This window comes from Clostridium sp. CM027, from assembly GCF_024730565.1.
In the GTDB taxonomy this organism is placed as follows: domain Bacteria; phylum Bacillota; class Clostridia; order Clostridiales; family Clostridiaceae; genus Clostridium_AD; species Clostridium_AD estertheticum_B.
On the sequence record NZ_CP077725.1, the window covers coordinates 1,994,604 to 2,012,850 of the forward strand.

The 18,247-nt window shown below is 32.3% G+C and carries 17 protein-coding genes and 2 riboswitches; of the genes, 6 read left to right on the forward strand and 11 right to left on the reverse strand.

All coding sequences use genetic code 11. From position 1 onward, the window contains the following. Positions 1-68 precede the first annotated feature (68 nt). Positions 69-236 carry a zinc-ribbon domain-containing protein gene (locus KTC92_RS09415; RefSeq protein ID WP_165412632.1) on the reverse strand — a complete coding sequence of 56 codons (168 nt, stop codon included), beginning with the start codon at positions 234-236 and terminating at the stop codon, positions 69-71. Between the two features lie 376 nt (positions 237-612). Then, complete coding sequence (locus KTC92_RS09420; RefSeq protein WP_220286746.1) at positions 613-1,842, reverse strand: aminopeptidase; 1,230 nt, start codon at positions 1,840-1,842, stop codon at positions 613-615. Between the two features lie 410 nt (positions 1,843-2,252). On the opposite strand from KTC92_RS09420, the gene KTC92_RS09425 reads away from it, so the two are divergent. From KTC92_RS09425 to KTC92_RS09435, 3 genes are all read left to right on the forward strand, one after another. Beyond that, positions 2,253-2,807: a hypothetical protein gene (locus KTC92_RS09425; RefSeq protein WP_216303180.1), complete on the forward strand. Its 555-nt coding sequence runs from the start codon at positions 2,253-2,255 to the stop codon at positions 2,805-2,807. Positions 2,808-3,030: 223 nt separating this feature from the next. Then, on the forward strand, positions 3,031-3,291 hold the full coding sequence (locus KTC92_RS09430) for a hypothetical protein (RefSeq protein WP_220286747.1): 261 nt from the start codon (positions 3,031-3,033) through the stop codon (positions 3,289-3,291). 289 nt (positions 3,292-3,580) lie between these two features. After that, positions 3,581-4,135, forward strand: coding sequence for a sugar O-acetyltransferase (locus KTC92_RS09435; RefSeq protein ID WP_220286748.1), 555 nt, complete (start codon positions 3,581-3,583; stop codon positions 4,133-4,135). Between the two features lie 438 nt (positions 4,136-4,573). Here KTC92_RS09435 and ybaK read toward each other — a convergent pair whose 3' ends face one another. Next, positions 4,574-5,044 (reverse strand): Cys-tRNA(Pro) deacylase, encoded by a 471-nt coding sequence (gene ybaK, locus KTC92_RS09440; RefSeq protein ID WP_216303183.1) that lies wholly within the window; start codon positions 5,042-5,044, stop codon positions 4,574-4,576. 238 nt (positions 5,045-5,282) lie between these two features. Here ybaK and yjeM point away from each other — a divergent pair, with 238 nt between their 5' ends. Continuing rightward, positions 5,283-6,815, forward strand: a complete 1,533-nt coding sequence (yjeM, locus tag KTC92_RS09445) for a glutamate/gamma-aminobutyrate family transporter YjeM (RefSeq protein WP_220286749.1) — start codon at positions 5,283-5,285, stop codon at positions 6,813-6,815. Between the two features lie 83 nt (positions 6,816-6,898). Here the strand turns inward: yjeM and KTC92_RS09450 are convergent, their stop codons facing one another. Then, the gene (locus KTC92_RS09450) at positions 6,899-8,284 is read right to left on the reverse strand and encodes an MATE family efflux transporter (RefSeq protein WP_258280571.1); all 1,386 of its coding nucleotides are present in this window, start codon (positions 8,282-8,284) and stop codon (positions 6,899-6,901) included. Between the two features lie 210 nt (positions 8,285-8,494). Then, positions 8,495-8,606, forward strand: a riboswitch (SAM riboswitch). Between the two features lie 112 nt (positions 8,607-8,718). On the opposite strand from KTC92_RS09450, the gene metA reads away from it, so the two are divergent. Continuing rightward, complete coding sequence (gene metA / locus KTC92_RS09455; RefSeq protein ID WP_220286750.1) at positions 8,719-9,636, forward strand: homoserine O-succinyltransferase; 918 nt, start codon at positions 8,719-8,721, stop codon at positions 9,634-9,636. A 66-nt stretch (positions 9,637-9,702) separates the two neighbouring features. Here metA and KTC92_RS09460 read toward each other — a convergent pair whose 3' ends face one another. Continuing rightward, positions 9,703-10,566, reverse strand: a complete 864-nt coding sequence (locus KTC92_RS09460; RefSeq protein ID WP_220286751.1) for a polysaccharide deacetylase family protein — start codon at positions 10,564-10,566, stop codon at positions 9,703-9,705. Positions 10,567-10,838: 272 nt separating this feature from the next. After that, positions 10,839-10,943: riboswitch (TPP riboswitch) on the forward strand. An 87-nt stretch (positions 10,944-11,030) separates the two neighbouring features. Between KTC92_RS09460 and thiT the strand changes: the two genes are divergently transcribed. Next, positions 11,031-11,672, forward strand: a complete 642-nt coding sequence (gene thiT / locus KTC92_RS09465; protein WP_216303187.1) for an energy-coupled thiamine transporter ThiT — start codon at positions 11,031-11,033, stop codon at positions 11,670-11,672. Positions 11,673-11,874: 202 nt separating this feature from the next. Here thiT and KTC92_RS09470 read toward each other — a convergent pair whose 3' ends face one another. From KTC92_RS09470 to KTC92_RS09495, 6 genes are all read right to left on the reverse strand, one after another. Further along, the gene (locus KTC92_RS09470) at positions 11,875-13,065 is read right to left on the reverse strand and encodes an OFA family MFS transporter (protein ID WP_220286752.1); all 1,191 of its coding nucleotides are present in this window, start codon (positions 13,063-13,065) and stop codon (positions 11,875-11,877) included. A gap of 142 nt (positions 13,066-13,207) precedes the next feature. Continuing rightward, positions 13,208-13,570, reverse strand: a complete 363-nt coding sequence (locus KTC92_RS09475) for a DUF2294 domain-containing protein (RefSeq protein WP_220286753.1) — start codon at positions 13,568-13,570, stop codon at positions 13,208-13,210. Between the two features lie 126 nt (positions 13,571-13,696). After that, complete coding sequence (locus KTC92_RS09480; protein ID WP_220286754.1) at positions 13,697-15,142, reverse strand: NAD(P)/FAD-dependent oxidoreductase; 1,446 nt, start codon at positions 15,140-15,142, stop codon at positions 13,697-13,699. A gap of 303 nt (positions 15,143-15,445) precedes the next feature. Beyond that, positions 15,446-16,864, reverse strand: a complete 1,419-nt coding sequence (gene hydG, locus KTC92_RS09485; RefSeq protein WP_220286755.1) for a [FeFe] hydrogenase H-cluster radical SAM maturase HydG — start codon at positions 16,862-16,864, stop codon at positions 15,446-15,448. Positions 16,865-16,937: 73 nt separating this feature from the next. After that, on the reverse strand, positions 16,938-17,201 hold the full coding sequence (locus tag KTC92_RS09490; protein ID WP_216303192.1) for a TM1266 family iron-only hydrogenase system putative regulator: 264 nt from the start codon (positions 17,199-17,201) through the stop codon (positions 16,938-16,940). Positions 17,202-17,437: 236 nt separating this feature from the next. Beyond that, complete coding sequence (locus tag KTC92_RS09495; protein ID WP_220286756.1) at positions 17,438-18,235, reverse strand: alpha/beta hydrolase family protein; 798 nt, start codon at positions 18,233-18,235, stop codon at positions 17,438-17,440. Positions 18,236-18,247: the final 12 nt, after the last annotated feature.

The window sequence follows — 18,247 nt, forward strand, 5'->3', positions numbered from 1 at the left end:
ACAATTTCCTAGAAAATAAAAAAAGCCCTATAAAACCAAAGTTTTATAGGGCTTTGCACTTATTTATACTATCTTCTAAAAGATGAATTATCATTTTGTTGTTTTCTTGCTCTTCTGCAATCAACACATCTTTGTGGTTCATTTTCAAATCCTTTTTCTTTGTAGAAAGCTTGTTCGCCCTCAGTGAATACGAATTCTTTCCCACAATCTTTACAAATTAAGTTTTTGTCTTCCATTTTAAATATTCCTCCTTTTATTTGGAAATTAAAATCTAAATTTGATTAACAATAATTTCCTTAAAAGAGGATATGCTGTTTATCATATTAGATTCTCTAGATAGCAATTATTAATTACTATTATATACTTATATTAACATATTATGAATGCATGTACAATATTTTTTTACTTTTTTATACAATCATTTTTTTATATCATTATAAAATCATACCATAGTGAAATAATATTTATCTCTATCCTTTAAATCATCTCCTGGGTAGCTGCACAGCTTTGAAGAACTCCAGAAGGATATTTATAATCCCACTGAAGTTTTATTTTTGCTAGGGTAGTTACCTCCCGCTTATAGAAGTAGTAGACTTTCCTTCTGAAATGTGGTTAAAATGCAAAATTACCACTCTTAAATATAGGTATTTCTTTTCCATCTGCTGTAATACCTATTATTTGCAAATCTCCTGTGCCAACCATAAAATCTTCATGCACAAAGGAATCATTGACCCCTAGTTTTGCAAGTTCCTCACTACTTAAATTTTCACCATTTTTTATGCATACTGGATATGCTTTCCCAATAGCCAAATGGCAAGATGCATTTTCGTCAAAAAGTGTATTATAAAATAGTATATTTGAATTTGATATTGGAGAATCATATGGTACTAAAGCCACTTCACCAAGATAATAAGATCCTTTATCGGTTTCAATAATGCTCTTTAAAATATCATAACCATTTTTTGCTTTGAAATCTACAATTCTTCCCTGCTTAAAAGTAAGTGAAAATTCTTCAATTAGATTTCCATTATAGTTTAAAGGTTTTGAGCTTACTACTATTCCATTAACTCCAGTTTTTTTAGGAAGTGTAAATACCTCTTCAGTAGGCATATTAGCTATAAACTCTATGCCCTCTGGGGTATAATCTGATCCTCCAAGCCATAAATGATTTTCTGGAAGCTCAATTTTAAGATCAGTACCCAATGAATTTTTATATTGCAAATATTTAAAGTTATTCAAATTTAAAAAGTCCATACTTTTTTTTAGATTGCTTTTGTGAGTTTCCCATGAAGCAACAGGATCCTCTGTATCAACCCTTACTGTTTTAAATATAGAGTTCCAAAGTTTTTCCATTGCCTTATCCTCTGATAATTCTGGAAAAACTTTTTTTGCCCAGGATAAAGTTGGAATTGATGCAACACACCATACATTTTTATTACTCATAAGCCTATCTCTGTATTCTTTTATTGCAGTACTAGCTGCTTTATGTGCTTTTGACAATCTCTGCGGATTAACATCCTTCATAAGTTCAGGATCAGAGGCTGAAATACTTAAGAAAGCTGCGCCCATTCGTGCATTAGATAAGTAAAAATCTCTCTGCCATTCCGGATATTCTTCAAAAACCTCTTCTGGCGCATGCATGAATTTAATTTTTGAGGATAATTCATCCCTCCAATTTATAATTACTTCCCTAGCACCCTCTATATAAGCACTTCGAGAAACAATTCTAGTAAAAGACGCGCACTCTATAGGCGAGTTGATTACAAGTGTTTGATTCTTTTGAATATTAATTCCTGTTTTTACCAATAAAAGAGCATATTTTTCTAATAATTCATTATTCATAATTTATTTTTAGCGAGTAAGTGTACAACAAGTACTCAAATTCACTAAATACTCACTTCCTTCCAATATCTCGTGTAGCCTTCTGCACGGATTGATTTTGCTTACTTTATTTATAATTTATTATTAGTACATCCAAGAAAATTATACCATAAAAAACAGCGTATGAAATCTAATGTTTAGTTTCATCTATCTGCTTTTCTATTTACTTCAATGATAATAATCTTTATAACCGCTATACTAGTAATATTATTATATAAAGATAATTATGAGAACTAAATCAAAACAATTATCTCAAAATAATCATATCTGACTTTTACTTAAATATAATTTATTTAAAAACATGAATTTTTATGATTTTGGTTATACTACATTTAAACCGATAATTATTTTACTAATAAGGAGGATTTTTCATGAAATCAAAAATTGTACTATTAACATCAGCTCTATTAACTGTGTTGTTTGTAGGATGTGCTAAGCAACCTGCACCCCCAAAACAAACAACACCGCCAGAAACAACCCCAAATGTAGTAACTACAGCTTCAATAGTAAATACTACAGCTACTTTTGAAAAGGCTATAAGTAGCAAGGGGACATGGATTATTGCAATAACAAAGGATTTAGCTATTGATAAAGATCTTGTAGTTGATGGTGAGTATAAAAACGGTAAAAAAGATGATAGTGGCAAAGATATTATACAACGTAAGATAGCTCTATACAGCCAAGATGAGAATAAAAACATAACTGCTAGATTCACTTTAACTGTTCCAAAATTAACTATCAATAGTGTTAACGGCAGTATAGAACATGGGACTTTCAAAGGTGATCTTTATGTTTCTGCAAATAACTTTCAGTTAAAAGATGCTACCGTTGACGGAAATATATATTTTACTACTGATGAATCTAAATCTACATTCAAAATGGATGCCAAAAGTAAATTGACAGGAAAAACGGAATTAAAAAAATAGTATAGTATCACAAATATTAAACCATTAAAAAATCGCATTTTTTAATGGTTTAATTTTATTTTGAAATTTTGTAATCATGTAGTTCTCTTTAACTACTTACAATTACTTATATATAAAACAATAAAGATTCTTTAGAAGTATGTTTTAAATTAGAAAAGGTAGTAACATAAAATGTTATTTTACATAATAATATATTGTGTATAACTTTTATAAGGAGATTTTTATGAAAAATTATTCAATGGACTGTAAAAACATGAAAGAAATGAATCCTACGATGCCTATGAATCAAATGGATCCCATGATGCATATGATGCCTATGAATCAAATGAATCCTATGATGTCAATGATGCCTATGAATCAGACACCAATGGATCCTATGATGCAGAACTGTATGATGCATATGATGCATATGATGTGTATGATGTGTATGATGCATATGCACCATATGATGCCTATGCCGGACAAAGACAATGTAAAAAAATAATTTTCTACTTAGATTCGAGCAAAATCATATGATTAGGCTAAGTCACATAAATAATCTAAGTGACTTAGTTTTTTGTTCTTCCATGCTTATTTTGCCATAATTTCCTTTCCAAATTCTTGTGAAACGCGCCCCTTATTCTCGCTGTATATCATATACTTTAAAGACATATCACATGGTTCCATTTCTAATCACTTTACTTTCTATATTAAGCTTTATTGGCTCTTTAATTCTACTGTTTATTCTACTATGCTATACTCATACTAACTAAGTATAATAAGGAGTGTATAAAATGAATGAACAACAAAAGATGCTAAATGGTGAAATATATAATGCCTATGATAAAGATTTAGTACTCTTAAGAAATAAAGCTAGGCATCTTACAAAACTATATAATAATACAGATCCCGAGGAAACAATCGAGCGAATAAATATTATTAAAAAACTACTTGGAGAAATAGGCGGGAATTTTGAAATAGAACCTCCCTTTCATTGTGATTATGGCACTAATATTGAAATTGGAGAAAATTTCTATGCGAATTTTAATTTTTTGGTTTTAGATGATGGACTTGTAAAAATTGGACATGATGTATTGTGTGCTCCTAATGTAAGCATATTTACTGCAACTCATTTAATTGATCCCAAATTAAGGCCCAAAAATGCTGATTATACAAAAGCTGTAACTATAGGTAATAATGTATGGATTGGTGGTGGCTCTATAATAAATCCCGGTGTAACTATTGGGGATAATAGCGTAATAGGTTCTGGTAGCGTGGTTACAAAAAATATTCCAGCTAATGTTATCGCTGTTGGAAATCCTTGTAGAATAATAAAAAATATTGATTAATTAATAAAAGTACCTAATATAGTACTAACAACTGTTGTATCAACATTTCATCTTTAAATTGAAATCCGATAATGAAATAAATTACAAGTAATATTAAAAATGCTCGATATTCAAAAAACTACTGAAATATATATTTCAGTAGTTCACTATCTGGCTTTTGCCAATTTTTTTATTCACATTCTTTTGTAACCTAAGTTCAACTTCTTCTTATCTAAACTGTAATTGCATATTATAATATTTTACACCCAATTTTGCAAATACTTCCACTTATAGTAGTTACTCCCACTTATAGAAGTGTGAGACTTTCCTTCTGAAATGTCGTTAAAAGTTTTTAGAAACGTAATTTATCATTAACATCCCCTATTTTAAAATTGCTAATACACCACCCTATGATAATTTATTATCCCGATTGGATAATCCCTCAGAATAATTGTTAGATTACTTTACTAAAAAAGCAAACTCACCCTCCACATTATCCTTTAATAAATTTGCGTTGATTTCTACTTGAACTCCTATTTTTCCGGCACTTACAATTATGGTATCTATTTCGAGAGCACTTTTATCAATAAATGTTTTATACTGTTTCTTCATACCTATAGGGGAACACCCCCCTCTAACATATCCTGTAACCTTTTGAAGATCCTTTAAATCTAACATTTCTATTCTTTTCTCGTTAGTTACTTTAGCTACTTTCTTAAAGTCTATTTCTTCTCTAACTGGAATTAATATAATATAAATATTTTTAGAAATTCCATGTGTCACTAAAGTTTTATAGACATACTTTTCATCTCTACCTATCTTATTTGCCACAGACACTCCATCTATTTTATCATCTTTGATATCATAAGTTATAACATTGTATTCTACATTCCCTTTATCTAAAATTCGCATAGCATTTGTTTTTATCATCATCTTCCCCTTTATTTAAATGGATTTACAATAAAAAGTTAGTTTCAAAGCTTCCCTTATTATATCCTCTTTTCTTACCTTATGCACTATTTACCTAATCACAATAGTATTTATTGGTCTATTTTACAATTATTAACTATAAATAACCCCTTTGCTATTGAAATTTTTACCAGTTGCTATATAATGATATTAACAAAGTAAATTAACTTAGATCGTCTACATTAAAGGGGGAAAAAACATGTCGGAAAAAGTAAAAAGTACTAAACATTTAACATTAGTATCATTAGTTTTAATGATTTTTACTTCGGTTTATGGATTTAACAACATTCCCAGATCATTCTATAAGATGGGTTATGCTGCCATTCCTTGGTACATACTGTCTGGAATAACATTTTTTATTCCTTTTGCTTTCATGCTATCTGAGTTTGGTGCAGCTTTCAAGGATGAAAAAGGTGGAATCTACTCATGGATGGAAAAATCAGTGGGGGCTAAATTTGCTTTTATGGCAACGTTCATGTGGTACGCATCTTATGTAATTTGGATGGTTAACGTTGCATCGGGAATTTGGGTTCCAATATCGAATGCAATATTTGGTAAAGATATAACACAGACTTGTTCCTTATTTGGATTAACCGGGCCTAAAACTTTAGGAATACTTGGAATGCTTTGGATAATATTTGTTACATTTATATCAACTAAGGGATTAGATAAAATTAAAAAGGTAACTTCACTAGGTGGCACTGCAGTTGCATTGTTAAATGTAGTATTATTAGTCGGATCTCTACTAGTCCTTATAGGAAATCATGGCCAGTTAGCTCAGCCAATAACTGGACTTAGTTCATTCATATCCTCGCCAGATCCTGCTTATTCTGGAAATATGATTTCATCATTTGCTTTCGTAGTATTTGCTATATTTGCTTATGGTGGTATTGAAGTTGTTGGAGGACTAGTTGACGAAACAGAAAATGCTGAAAAAAACTTCCCTAAGGGTGTTGTTATTTCAGCAATTGTTATCTCAGTTGGATACGCACTTGGACTATTCCTTGTTGGTATATTTACTAACTGGTCAACTGTTATGACTGGAAATGGCGTTCACTTAGGTAATGTTGGTTATGTAGTAATGAGTAACCTAGGATATTCTCTTGGTAGCGCATTCGGTGCAAGCGAAGCAACATGTTTAGCTTTGGCGCATGGAGTAGCTAGATTCGTTGGGCTTTCAATGTTCTTAGCTTTAGCCGGTGCATTCTTTACATTAATGTTTTCTCCATTAAAACAATTAATTGAAGGTACTCCAGCTAAATTATGGCCTGGGAAAATGGCAGAAATGAAAAATGGAATGCCTCAAAGGGCTATGTGGATTCAAGCTACAATAGTTTGTGTTATTATTGCTCTTGTATCCTTTGGTGGAGAGAATATGTCAGGTTTCTTCGTTGTATTAGTAGCTATGACTAATGTAGCTATGACTCTTCCATACATGTTTATAGCTTTTGCTTTTGCACCATTTAAGAAAAACAAAGATATTATTAAGCCTTTTGAAATATTCAAAACTGAAAGAAGTGCACTAATATGGACAATAGTTGTTATGTTCACTGTTGGATTTGCAAACTTCTTCTCAATAATACAACCAGCACTGGAAGGAAAATTGAGCATAACACTTTGGAGTATAGGTGGCCCGATATTTTTTGCGGCTGTTGCCTGGTTTATGTATAGCCACTATGAAAAGAAATATTTAAATAAAAATATACCCTTTACAAATAAAAATTTTAAATAAGTCTATGCTGAATCAAAAAGATGATTTCTGTGTTGTGCACAGAAATCATTTTTTTGCTTTTCACATTATATTATATAATTTCCTCAATAAATAATTTTATTATTATTCCATTTACCTGATTTCATGTAGATTATACACATTACAAGTGATGCGAATGTTGCAAGAGGAGAAGCAAATCCAATTTCATATAGAGTCATACCTACTATTTTACTTAAAACAAAAGATAACGGTATACGAATGATAAATGTAGCAATTAAACTGTGAATCATTGGAAATAACGAATTACCACAACCACTAAAAAACGAGTTCATACAAAATACAAAGCATACCAAAATGCAATCGATGCTGTATGATTTAATATATAATGCAGCTGTTTCTATGACCGCTGTATCCCTAGAAAACAATGCTGTAAGCGATGTTGGATTCCATTGTGCATATGCATAACATATTATTCCTAATATTAATGAGCATCCCGTGCCTATATACAAACATTGTTTTGCTCTTTCCTTCTTTCCTGCCCCCATATTCTGAGCTGTCATCGCTGCAATTGCTGAAGCAAATGCAATCGTTGGAAGCATTGTAAATACAATTATTTTTTCGACAACACCTACAGATGCAGAAGCAGTAAGTCCCATTACATTAATAACTGCTGTAATTATTATAAAAGAAATATTAATTAAACCATCCTGTAATGCTATTGGTAATCCTAGCTTAAATACCTTCTTTGCTTTTCCTGCTTCAATCCTAATATGACTACGATGAAACTCAAAGTTAAAACCTATCTTTTTTATATACAGCACCCCAATTATGAAGCTTATAGCTTGAGCAGCTATAGTAGCAATTGCAGCTCCTGGCGCCCCCATATGGAACCCACCCACTAATATTAAATCTACCATAATATTAGTTACGCAAGCTACCGCAATAAAGAATAATGGTGCTTTTGAATTGCCTAGCCCTCGCAGAATACCACTCAACGCATTGTACCCTATAATAAATGGAATACCACAAGAACAGATAAAAATATATTCTTTTGTGTATTTAAATGCCTCTGTTGGCGTATTCATTAAATTTGTAATAGTACCTGTCATTACCACCATAATTACAGTCAACACAGCTGCTATTATACCAAATGTACAAATGATAGTTCCAACTGACTCTGCAATATCTTTATATTTTTTTGCACCCAAATAGTTGCCAATTAAAATAGTACCTCCAGTTGTTAATCCAAGGATAACGCTTGTGATTGTCTGCATAATCTGGCTTCCTGTTGCCACAGCAGAAACTTGCGCCGAATTATCAAACTGTCCAACAACCAACAAATCAGCTGCACCATAGAGTGCTTGCAACAAGCTTGCTAATAGAAACGGAAATGCAAATTTTAAAAGCGTTGGGATAACCTTACCCTCTGTTAAAGTATTCTCTTGTTTCATAATAACCTTTCCTTCTGTTAAAATGTTCTGTTGTGTCATAATATGTGCCTCCTAAAATAAAAAAATGCTGGATAAGGAAGTTGGCTTTATCCAACCATCTTATCCAGCATATAATTATCTATATACCCTCCGATGAACAGTAGCAATCGTAACACATATGTTCAATATTGTCAAAAATAAAACAAAGACATTTTTACCTATTGACAATTGCTTTTACGAGTAATATACTAAGCAATAACAACTGAATACAACTTATCCAGAGCGGCAGAGGGACTGGCCCGATGATGCCCGACAACCAGCATTCTTAAGTGGAGTGCAATGGTGTCAATTCCATCAGATTATAAAATCTGAAAGATAAGGACGATAGCAAATTTTATAATACAATTTTATTGTTTATTAAAGTTAATCACGCTGCTTTCCTTATAGGAAAGCAGCTTTTTTTTATAAGATGCCTAATTACAAGGAGGATGCAAATGCCAATAAAAATACCTGACAATCTTCCAGCGTTTAAAACTTTAAATAAAGAGAACATTTTTACTATTACAGAAGACTGCGCATTTCACCAAGATATTCGGCCTTTAAAAATTGTGATTTTAAACCTTATGCCAACAAAAATCGATACTGAAACACAAATTTTAAGACTTCTTGGGAACTCTCCACTACAGATTGATATAGTTCTTCTTCACCCTGCAAGCCATGCATGTAAAAATATATCGCAGGAACATTTAATTAAATTTTATAACACTTTTGAAGAAATAAAGAATTCTAGATTTGATGGAATGATAATAACTGGAGCGCCAATTGAAAGTATTCCCTTTGAAGAAGTGGATTACTGGGAGGAGCTTAAAAAAATTATGGAATGGAGTGTTCACAATGTATACTCTACCTTGCATATTTGTTGGGGTGCTCAAGCAGGGCTTCATTATCATTACGGAGTGCAAAAACATAAACTTGATAGTAAAGTATTTGGAGTGTTTAAACATAAAATAACAAAGCAAAACGTTAAACTTTTGAGTGGATTTGATGATGAATTTTATGTTCCACATTCAAGACATACTGAAATAAGAAAAGTTGATATTGATAAAATAGATGAGCTTGAAATTTTATCAGAATCTGAGGAATCAGGCATTTACATTGTATCAGCAAAAAAGGGAAGACAAATTTTTATAACCGGGCATTCAGAGTATGATCCATTAACATTAAAAAATGAATATGACAGGGATATAGCAAACGGCTTAAATATAAATGTCCCCAAAAATTATTATCCAAAAGACGATCCATTAAAAATACCTATCGTAAAATGGAGAGGTCACTCAAGTTTGCTTTTTTTAAACTGGTTAAATTATTATGTTTATCAGGAGACACCTTACAATTTGGTGTACCTAGAATAATACATATAAAAGTTGGGCCCCTAGTAACTTAGGGACCCAACTCTAAATATTGAACTTTATTAAAATTTAATCTGTATTAGAAATACGTTTCTTAAATTCTTCCATGTCATGGAATGAACTTATATATACCCTATGTAAGGAAAGTATACCATCCTCTTTGGAAGACCATCTGCCGTCAGTACTAAAAGCCATTGTATACCCTGCTTCTCGTACAGCCTCAATTGAAGTTTTGCTGTATCCACCATAAGGGTAGGAAAAGAATTTTATTTGTTTATTTAATATTTTTTCCAAATCTTTTTTAGATTTAACTAAAGTTTCTAGTTGCTTATCCTTAGGCATCTCTTTTAAATTTTCATGCTTTACGGTATGACTCCCTATTTCCACTCCATATTTTTCCATTTCCACAAGCTGTTTCGAAGTCATATAGTTAGGACTTTTATCAATACTACCAGTAATAACAAAAATTGTTGCTTTAAAATTATACTTTTTCAAAACAGGGAACATATCCGTATAATTATCTTCATAACCATCATCAAAAGTAAGAACTATGGATTTTTCAGGTATTGGTATATCCTTAATAAGATATTCATATAAATTTGTAAGTGTAATAGTATAATAACCATTATCTTTTAAATATTTTAGTTGCTCCTCAAATCTTTTAACAGGAAGACGAATAGGATTATCTTTTTCGTAGTCAATTGAATGGTACATTAAAACTGGAACACTCTTTCCTGAAGCCTTCATAACAGCAGTCTTGTCAAAAGCGGGTATCGAAGAGGTTTGAGCGGGTTCAGCCGGTTTAACGGGTTCAACTGCAGTTGCTGGTTTAACTGGGGCAGTTTTTTTTATTGTAGCAGTCTTCGATCTTGAACACCCCGAAAGAGACATTAAAATAACGAGTGTAAATATTAAAATTATTTTTTTTCTCATAATAACCTCCTTGTATGTATTTTTTCGGAAACACATATTATTTTTTAATCTTCATCATCTAATACAAAACCCCTTAATAATAAATTCCCTGAGTATTTTGTAACCCTAATGCTAAATTGATCACCTTACATTTATTAACTTTATACCATCCAGATTATAAAATCAATCTTTTCCGGTATTTTCTTTATTTTATTATTTTCTTTTAATTCATAAATATCTAAAACAGGTTGTAAAATATAATATACTTCTATATAATTAAATTATAATAATAATATATGTGCTAGGGGTGCCTAATGGCTGAGATATGAATATTTAATTCATTGACCCTTATACCTGATCTGGATAATACCAGCGGAGGAAAGCGGTTATGATGTATAAGTATATTAACTATATTCCTTTTTTGAATATAGTTTTTTTGTTTTTGCCATAATACTTCTGTAGCACAATACATGGAGGCTATAAAAATGACTTTTACCGAAAGAATCGCTGAAATTACAAAAACCCCCATTGCTCTTTTTGCACTATTAGGAGTTTTGTTATTAATCTATGCAGTTTTGAAAGTTAGGAAAATTAAATTTACTACGCAGATGATAACTTTAGTTGGTATATCTCTTGCATTATCTACTGTATTGCAGTTTATTACAATTATAAAATTACCACAAGGTGGTAGCATTACTGCTGGGAGCATGGTTCCAATCATACTTATATCCTTATTTTATGGTCCTGAAGTTGGGTTTTTAACAGGTTTTTTATTTGGAATTATTAATTTTTTAGTAGCACCCTTCGCACTCCATCCAGTGCAAGTACTATTTGATTATCCGCTTCCTTTTATGGCCATTGGAATAGTTGGTTACTTTAGATCACGTAATACTAAGGTCATACTTATTGGCGTAGTCGTAGCAATGCTAGCTAGATTTACATGCCATTTTATTTCTGGAGTAGTGTTCTTCGGAAGCTATGCTCCAAAAGGAACCTCTGTTTATTTATACTCCCTTTTATATAACGGTTCATACCTAAGTGTGGAAACCATTATTACCTGTGTAATTATTGGGCTTCTACCTTTAAAACGATTATCAAAGTTAGCTATAACCAAAGCTCTAAATTAACTCGAAATATATCTACTACCTACTTCACGTTTTTCTTCAACCAAAAGTTATACTAATACATTATTCTGTTCATCATGAAGTTTACTGTATTATATTTAATGCTACGTAATATTAATATTACGTAGCATTAAATATAATAACTTAGAAATTACTATCAATCATCTCTTAACTCTAGCCCACTAAAATGGGCAATTCTGTTAGATTACGTTTTAATCATTCTTTTAGATGAAAGAATACCCATAATACATAAACCAATTATAAAATAAAAAATATAATTATAATTCGCAAGGATATCCATTAGAAGTCCAGAAGCCAACACCCCGATAATGGCTCCTATACCATATGCCGTAAACACAACACCATAATTCTCACTATAATGTTTCGTTCCATACATATCAAGAGTTGAAGTAGGCGCTATAGCTAACCATCCTCCAAGATTAAACCAAAATATCGAAAACGCTATACTAAATAATACTAAACTGCCTTCATTTGCCACTAGCATTAATAATGCTGCGATAATAATTAGTGCGTAAGAAATTAGCATGGCGGTTTTAGACGAGTACTTATCCGTAATCAAGCCAAATATAGGTCTACCTATTCCATTAAAAACTGCAAATACGATCATTAATAAAGCTACTGTTTTTGGGGATAGCTTAATGAGTTCTACACCAACGTTACTTGTCATTCCAATTAACATTAGTCCAATCATTGATCCAATCATAAAATTTACATATAACCCTTTAAAGTTTTTTGATTTAATCATTTTAGCAGTATTCGTACCATTCATATGAATTTTTGTGCTTGCAGTTGTTTCAAGACTTTTACTTTCCACATCAGACGGATATCTAAATGGATACGAAAGCAAAGGTATTATTACCCCAAAAGATACACCTAATATTAGGAAAGCTTTTGTTATTCCATAACTTTCTATTAAATTTCTTGCAAGTGGAGCTGTTATAAGTGGTGACAACCCAAATCCTATTAATACAATGCCTACTACTAAGCCTTTTTTTTCTGGAAACCATTTTGCTACTACCGTCATCGGAGCTCCATATGCTATGCCTACGCCAGCGCCAATTATTACCCCATATGTTATAGTTAAAATATATATATTTGGTGCATATGCAGATAATATCCATCCTAATGCTACAAGAAGTGCACCCATAGAAATAACCATTCTTGGACTGTATTTCTCTAAATATTTTCCAGTTATAAACATAAAAAATGAATAAGCTGCTAAAGAAACCATGTAAGGAAAGCCACTTTGAGTAGATCCTATATTAAAAGCCTTTTCAATTGGAATCCTAAAAACACTCCATGAGTATACAGTGCCTAAGCACATCATAATTATAATTCCCAAAATCACATATATCCACCTTTGCTTAAATTTCATATTATCATCCCCTTCGTTTTTTATAATACTCCTTTAAAATTAAAATCAATAAAAAAGCCAATAACAAAAACTCCTCACTCAGAGTTATAGTTATTGGCTTACCCCTTGACTGGTCATTGACCCTTCAGTGCGTCTTCCATGATTATTTTATTAATCGTTCTTCAATATCTTGGTCTACAATTATAGCTATAATTTTTTCACCTGTTTTGGTACTCACATCAGAATAAGTACTTACTATATTAACATCAATTATAGATTTTATAGTTTCTTCCAAATTTTCTCTTGCATTCTCAAACAAAGCAATATTCAGTCTTTTAATTAAATCGACGCCTTCCTTGCTTTGAGCCAAGCTTTTTTCTGATTTACTTAAAAATCCTTTAAGTCTTACTATAATTAAATCTTGAAATATGATTGTCCGAATTTTTTCTGGGCCTCTACCCATGTGTTCAATCTCAAATTTACTAATTGCTTCGCTTAATTTCGCTTCAATTTGTCCTTTTGTCATTGAGCTCCTCCATAAATCATCATAAATAGAATCAGAGTCTTGATATAATAAATAATTTTAGCATATCAATTGATAATTGTAAATAATAATATTTAAGGTTGTAGTTTGTTACTTTATCATCCTTTGCTAAGATTCAAATTTCCTAATCAAATTTATTTCCGCTCTAACAGGCGGTTTAGAATCACTTTTGCCTCGCACGTTCACTTTATCTTCGCAAATATTCAGTTCTCTTGCTATAATAGCCTTAACTCTAGGTTTACAAAAATTCCCTTGGCAAGTTCCCATTCCTGCTCTTGTACGTCTTTTAATCGCATCTATAGAGTTAATTGGTATATTTCTATGAAGCGCATCTATAATCTCTGCCTCTGTAACCTGCTCACATCTGCATATAATATTTTTTGATTTATCTTCATGATTAACTTCTCCATCAAAACTATTATCTTTTTTTACTATTATTCCTTTTCTATAAGGATTAAAATTATTATTCTTCACAAGATTCATTCCTGAATTCTTAAGTATTTCTACCACCATCTCAGCAATTGCTGGCGATGATGTAAGCCCCGGAGAATCTATCCCAGCCACATTAATAAATCTTTTAACTCTGCTTTCCTCAATGATAAAATCCCCCGTACTGCTACTAGCTCTTATCCCTGAAAAAGTAGTTAATGCGCCTCTCACATTAAAATCAGGTATGGACTTTCTAGCCGCCATAATGACATCTTTTAAAGTTTCAGCGGTAGTTGACACATCATCTCCATTACTCACTTCTTCTGCATTAGGTCCTATCATAAAATTGCCATGATATGTGGTAGTTACTAATATCCCTTTCCCTTTATCTGTAGGCACTTGAAAAATAACAGTATTCACAAGGTGCCCTTGATCTTTTCCCATTAAAATATATTGGCCTCTCTTTGGTGTTATTTTAAAATCATCGATCCCTACCATGTTAGATATATTATCACTATGCAAACCCGCAGCATTTATAATATATCTTGCTTTAATATCCTCCTTGTTAGTATGTACAATAAACTTATCTTCTAATTTTTCTATAGATATTACTTCATTTTCAAGCTTAAGTTCAACGCCATTAGTTATAGCATTTTCTACTAACGCAATTGTAAATTCATAAGGAGACGCTACCCCTACGCTTTTAGCATATAGTGCTACCTTTACTTCACTATTTAAGTGTGGCTCTATTCCTTTTAGTCTCGCTCCTCTTATCACCTCTAAATCATTACAGTCTAATTTTAGACCATTTTCATAAAGCTCAGTAATTTTTTTCTCGTCACCTTCATTAAATCCAATCACTAAAGCTCCTGTTTGTCTGTATCCAAAATTTAATTCTTCCTCAAGACTTCTATACATTTTGTTTCCTTTTCCGCATAATCGTCCTTTTAATGTACCGTACTTTGCAGCATATCCACCATGAACTATTCCACTATTTGCTTTTGATGCTTTCGTTGCAACGTCATCTTCTTTTTCTAAAACGCCTATTTTTAGATTATATCTTGAAAGTTCCCTTGCTATCGCTGCACCTACTACTCCTGCTCCTATAATAATTACATCATACATAAATATCACCCCTCAACATATTATTAATATTTAAAACCTTTTAATATTTAATCTTTGTTAATATCTATTATAATATAATTATTTACATTATAATAGATATTTTCAATAAAATCGTTTTCTTATTTATTAGTTTTCGCCGTGTATGTTGTTTATAAAAATAAATGCGATGTAATTTTATAGTTGCTGAGCTATTAAATAAATTTTACTTAATGCGAGAACGTAAAAAGCATGTGTCAATTACTTTGACACACACCTTTACTGTATTTTATGATTATGGTTATGTTTAAATGTTAATTTGTAATATCAGAAACGGAAATCTCGCTTCCCTTCCTTAAGTTCTTTTAAATGCTCTATTGCAATTGTACGAACCTTTTCATTTTTTATATTAGGAATCTCATTTTCAATTACCATCTCGCCCTTTTTTTTGGTATCAAGTGAAGCATAATCCTCCAAATATTCTTTAAGTGTCATTAGTGCGTTCGGCTGACAGCAGTTTCCAATTTGACCTGATTTCACAAGACTCATGAAACGATCACCTGTACGCCCTTCTCTATAACAGGCGGTGCAAAAGCTTGGAATATACCCAAATTCCAAAAGCCAGTTTACAATTTCATCCAATTTACGAGTGTCAGTTACTTCAAATTGCTTCGAGTTATCTTCTTCCGTTTCTGTCTGCGCATATCCGCCAACGCTGGTGCATGAGCCTCCGCTTACCTGAGATATACCCAGTTCCAAGACACGCTCACGTGTTATTTTCGATTCACGGGTTGATACAATCATGCCAGTGTATGGAACAGCGATACGAATAATAGCCACAATTTTTTCGAACATCTCATCCGAGATTGAATTTGAAAACGTATTTGGGTCAATATCATCAGCAGGGCATATTCGAGGAACACTAATTGTATGTGGACCCACACCCATGGCTGCCTCTAAATGCTCTGCATGCATGAGTAGTCCAACAAAGTCATAACGGTACATATTTAAACCGAATAAAACTCCGATCCCCACATCATCAATACCAGCCTCCATGGCACGATCCATAGCCTGCGTATGATATTCATAGTTGTGCTTTGGTCCTGTTGGGTGCAACTCCTCATAATTTTTTTTGTTATACGTTTCCTGGAAAAGTATGTAGGTACCGATGCCCGCATCCTTAAGTTTCTTATATTCTTCCACTGTAGTTGCAGCAATATTGACATTGACACGGCGGATATCTCCATTTTTATGCTTAATACTATAAATGGTCTTTATACTTTCAAGGATATATTCAATTGGATTGTTCACAGGGTCTTCTCCTGATTCTAAAGCCAATCGCTTGTGTCCCATATCCTGAAGTGCTTTGACCTCTTGTGCTATTTCTTCTTGCGTAAGTTTTTTACGGGATATTGTTTTATTTTTAGCGTGATATGGACAATACACACAACCATTTACGCAATAGTTCGAAAGATATAGTGGAGCAAAAATAACAATACGATTGCCATAAAACTTCTGCTTAATCTCTTTTGCCAGTTTGAACATTTTTTCTTTTTCATCTTCCAAATCACATTCGAGAAGTACTGCAGCCTCCCTGTGTGTTAGACCCTTACAGTCTTTTGCACGTTCTATCAGGCTATCAATTAGCTCACGATTTCTTTTGTTTTCTCGAGCATAAGAAATGGTAGATAGAATTTCACCGTCATCAATAAACTCAGTTGCATTTTTAGACTTATTATCATACATAGCATAAACCCCTTTTTAATATTTATTATTTATAAATGGTCAAACTCTTATAGACCTTGATTTAATCATTCGTTTACTGCTTTGCTATAGGTGGCGCCTTGGAATAAATCGTTTTGGTGTTTACATTTGGTAGCATTCCAAGCTTACCTGACAGGGCACTGATAACATCATTCGGCGCATCCACAACGATACTTATTACCGAAATATGGCGTTTCAGATAGGGTACTCCCATTCTTCCTACTATGTATTCTCTATATTCGTGGAGAATAGAGTTAAGCTTTGGAGCAGCATCTGTGTTTTCAACGATAATTCCAATTAGAGCAATTCTTGTTTCCATTGGCAACCTCCTTTCTTTTAAACAATAAAAAAAACCCCTGCACCCGAAAAGGCACAAGGATAGTACGTCGAAACCAAAGGTACAACCAATAAAGATATGTTCTTTGGAGCATTCCAACTATTCTCTCGCCTTCTCATTCGGGACGAACCCTCGTGCATTCAGAACGATAACTTTGTTAATTTAAAATCAATCTAACCGTACCACTCCTGATAGTAAAAAGCAATACAACAATTTATTTACTTATTTTTAACTGCCCATCTGATTCCTTTTTCAATATATTCATTCCAAAAATCCCACGTATGGCTGCCAGGACTTTCTACATATGTTACATCTATATTTTCTGAAATTAAAAAATCACGGTATTTATGATTTACATCTAACAAAAAATCGTTTGTACCGCACGCCATATATATTTTAGGAATTAGAGCATTTTTCTTCTTCAACTTAATAATAAGTGCCTCTGGGTCTTTATCACTATCCAAAAGTTGATTCAGATCACCAAATACTCTAGTATAAAATTTATAGTCACGAACTTCGTCCTTAAAATCACTAGAAGCTCCAGCAATATTGTATGTAACTATAGCAGAAGATAATGCAATGATACGGCTAAAATTGTCAGAATATTTTAATCCATTTCGAATTGCTCCATATCCACCCATAGACAACCCACCTATAAATGTATCTTCCCTTTTCCTTGATAACGGAAATATCCTGCGTGTAAATTCCACTAAATCATTTCCAACGAACTCACCAAACAATTCGCCTTTATCAACATCGTCTAAATAAAAATTATTTTCTCCAGAGGGCATAAACACTGCGATATTGTGTCTTAAAGATAGTTCCTCAATTTTACTACTACAAACCCAATCAGTGTAATTTCCAGTTAACCCATGCAAGAGATACAGCGCTTTCATTGGTTTTTTCTTAATTATTTCTTCCTCCTGTATTTCTATTGTATCAATTGGTATAAGCGCATTGAAAGTAACATCTCTTTTTAAGGCTTTTGAAGCAAAGTTCACTTGTAAAAATGCCATTTTTTATCCCCT

What these genes read in the sequence shown, in the direction of transcription:
- KTC92_RS09425 (WP_216303180.1), top strand. Translation starts at nt 2,253, where the DNA reads ATGAAATCAAAAATTGTACTATTAACATCAGCTCTATTAACTGTGTTG.
- KTC92_RS09435 (WP_220286748.1), top strand. Translation starts at nt 3,581, where the DNA reads ATGAATGAACAACAAAAGATGCTAAATGGTGAAATATATAATGCCTAT.
- metA (WP_220286750.1), top strand. Translation starts at nt 8,719, where the DNA reads ATGCCAATAAAAATACCTGACAATCTTCCAGCGTTTAAAACTTTAAAT.
- KTC92_RS09420 (WP_220286746.1), bottom strand. Translation starts at nt 1,842, where the DNA reads ATGAATAATGAATTATTAGAAAAATATGCTCTTTTATTGGTAAAAACA.
- KTC92_RS09460 (WP_220286751.1), bottom strand. Translation starts at nt 10,566, where the DNA reads ATGAGAAAAAAAATAATTTTAATATTTACACTCGTTATTTTAATGTCT.
- ybaK (WP_216303183.1), bottom strand. Translation starts at nt 5,044, where the DNA reads ATGATAAAAACAAATGCTATGCGAATTTTAGATAAAGGGAATGTAGAA.
- KTC92_RS09490 (WP_216303192.1), bottom strand. Translation starts at nt 17,201, where the DNA reads ATGGAAACAAGAATTGCTCTAATTGGAATTATCGTTGAAAACACAGAT.
- KTC92_RS09450 (WP_258280571.1), bottom strand. Translation starts at nt 8,284, where the DNA reads ATGACACAACAGAACATTTTAACAGAAGGAAAGGTTATTATGAAACAA.
- KTC92_RS09470 (WP_220286752.1), bottom strand. Translation starts at nt 13,065, where the DNA reads ATGAAATTTAAGCAAAGGTGGATATATGTGATTTTGGGAATTATAATT.
- KTC92_RS09475 (WP_220286753.1), bottom strand. Translation starts at nt 13,570, where the DNA reads ATGACAAAAGGACAAATTGAAGCGAAATTAAGCGAAGCAATTAGTAAA.
- hydG (WP_220286755.1), bottom strand. Translation starts at nt 16,864, where the DNA reads ATGTATGATAATAAGTCTAAAAATGCAACTGAGTTTATTGATGACGGT.
- KTC92_RS09415 (WP_165412632.1), bottom strand. Translation starts at nt 236, where the DNA reads ATGGAAGACAAAAACTTAATTTGTAAAGATTGTGGGAAAGAATTCGTA.
- thiT (WP_216303187.1), top strand. Translation starts at nt 11,031, where the DNA reads ATGACTTTTACCGAAAGAATCGCTGAAATTACAAAAACCCCCATTGCT.
- yjeM (WP_220286749.1), top strand. Translation starts at nt 5,283, where the DNA reads ATGTCGGAAAAAGTAAAAAGTACTAAACATTTAACATTAGTATCATTA.
- KTC92_RS09480 (WP_220286754.1), bottom strand. Translation starts at nt 15,142, where the DNA reads ATGTATGATGTAATTATTATAGGAGCAGGAGTAGTAGGTGCAGCGATA.
- KTC92_RS09430 (WP_220286747.1), top strand. Translation starts at nt 3,031, where the DNA reads ATGAAAAATTATTCAATGGACTGTAAAAACATGAAAGAAATGAATCCT.
- KTC92_RS09495 (WP_220286756.1), bottom strand. Translation starts at nt 18,235, where the DNA reads ATGGCATTTTTACAAGTGAACTTTGCTTCAAAAGCCTTAAAAAGAGAT.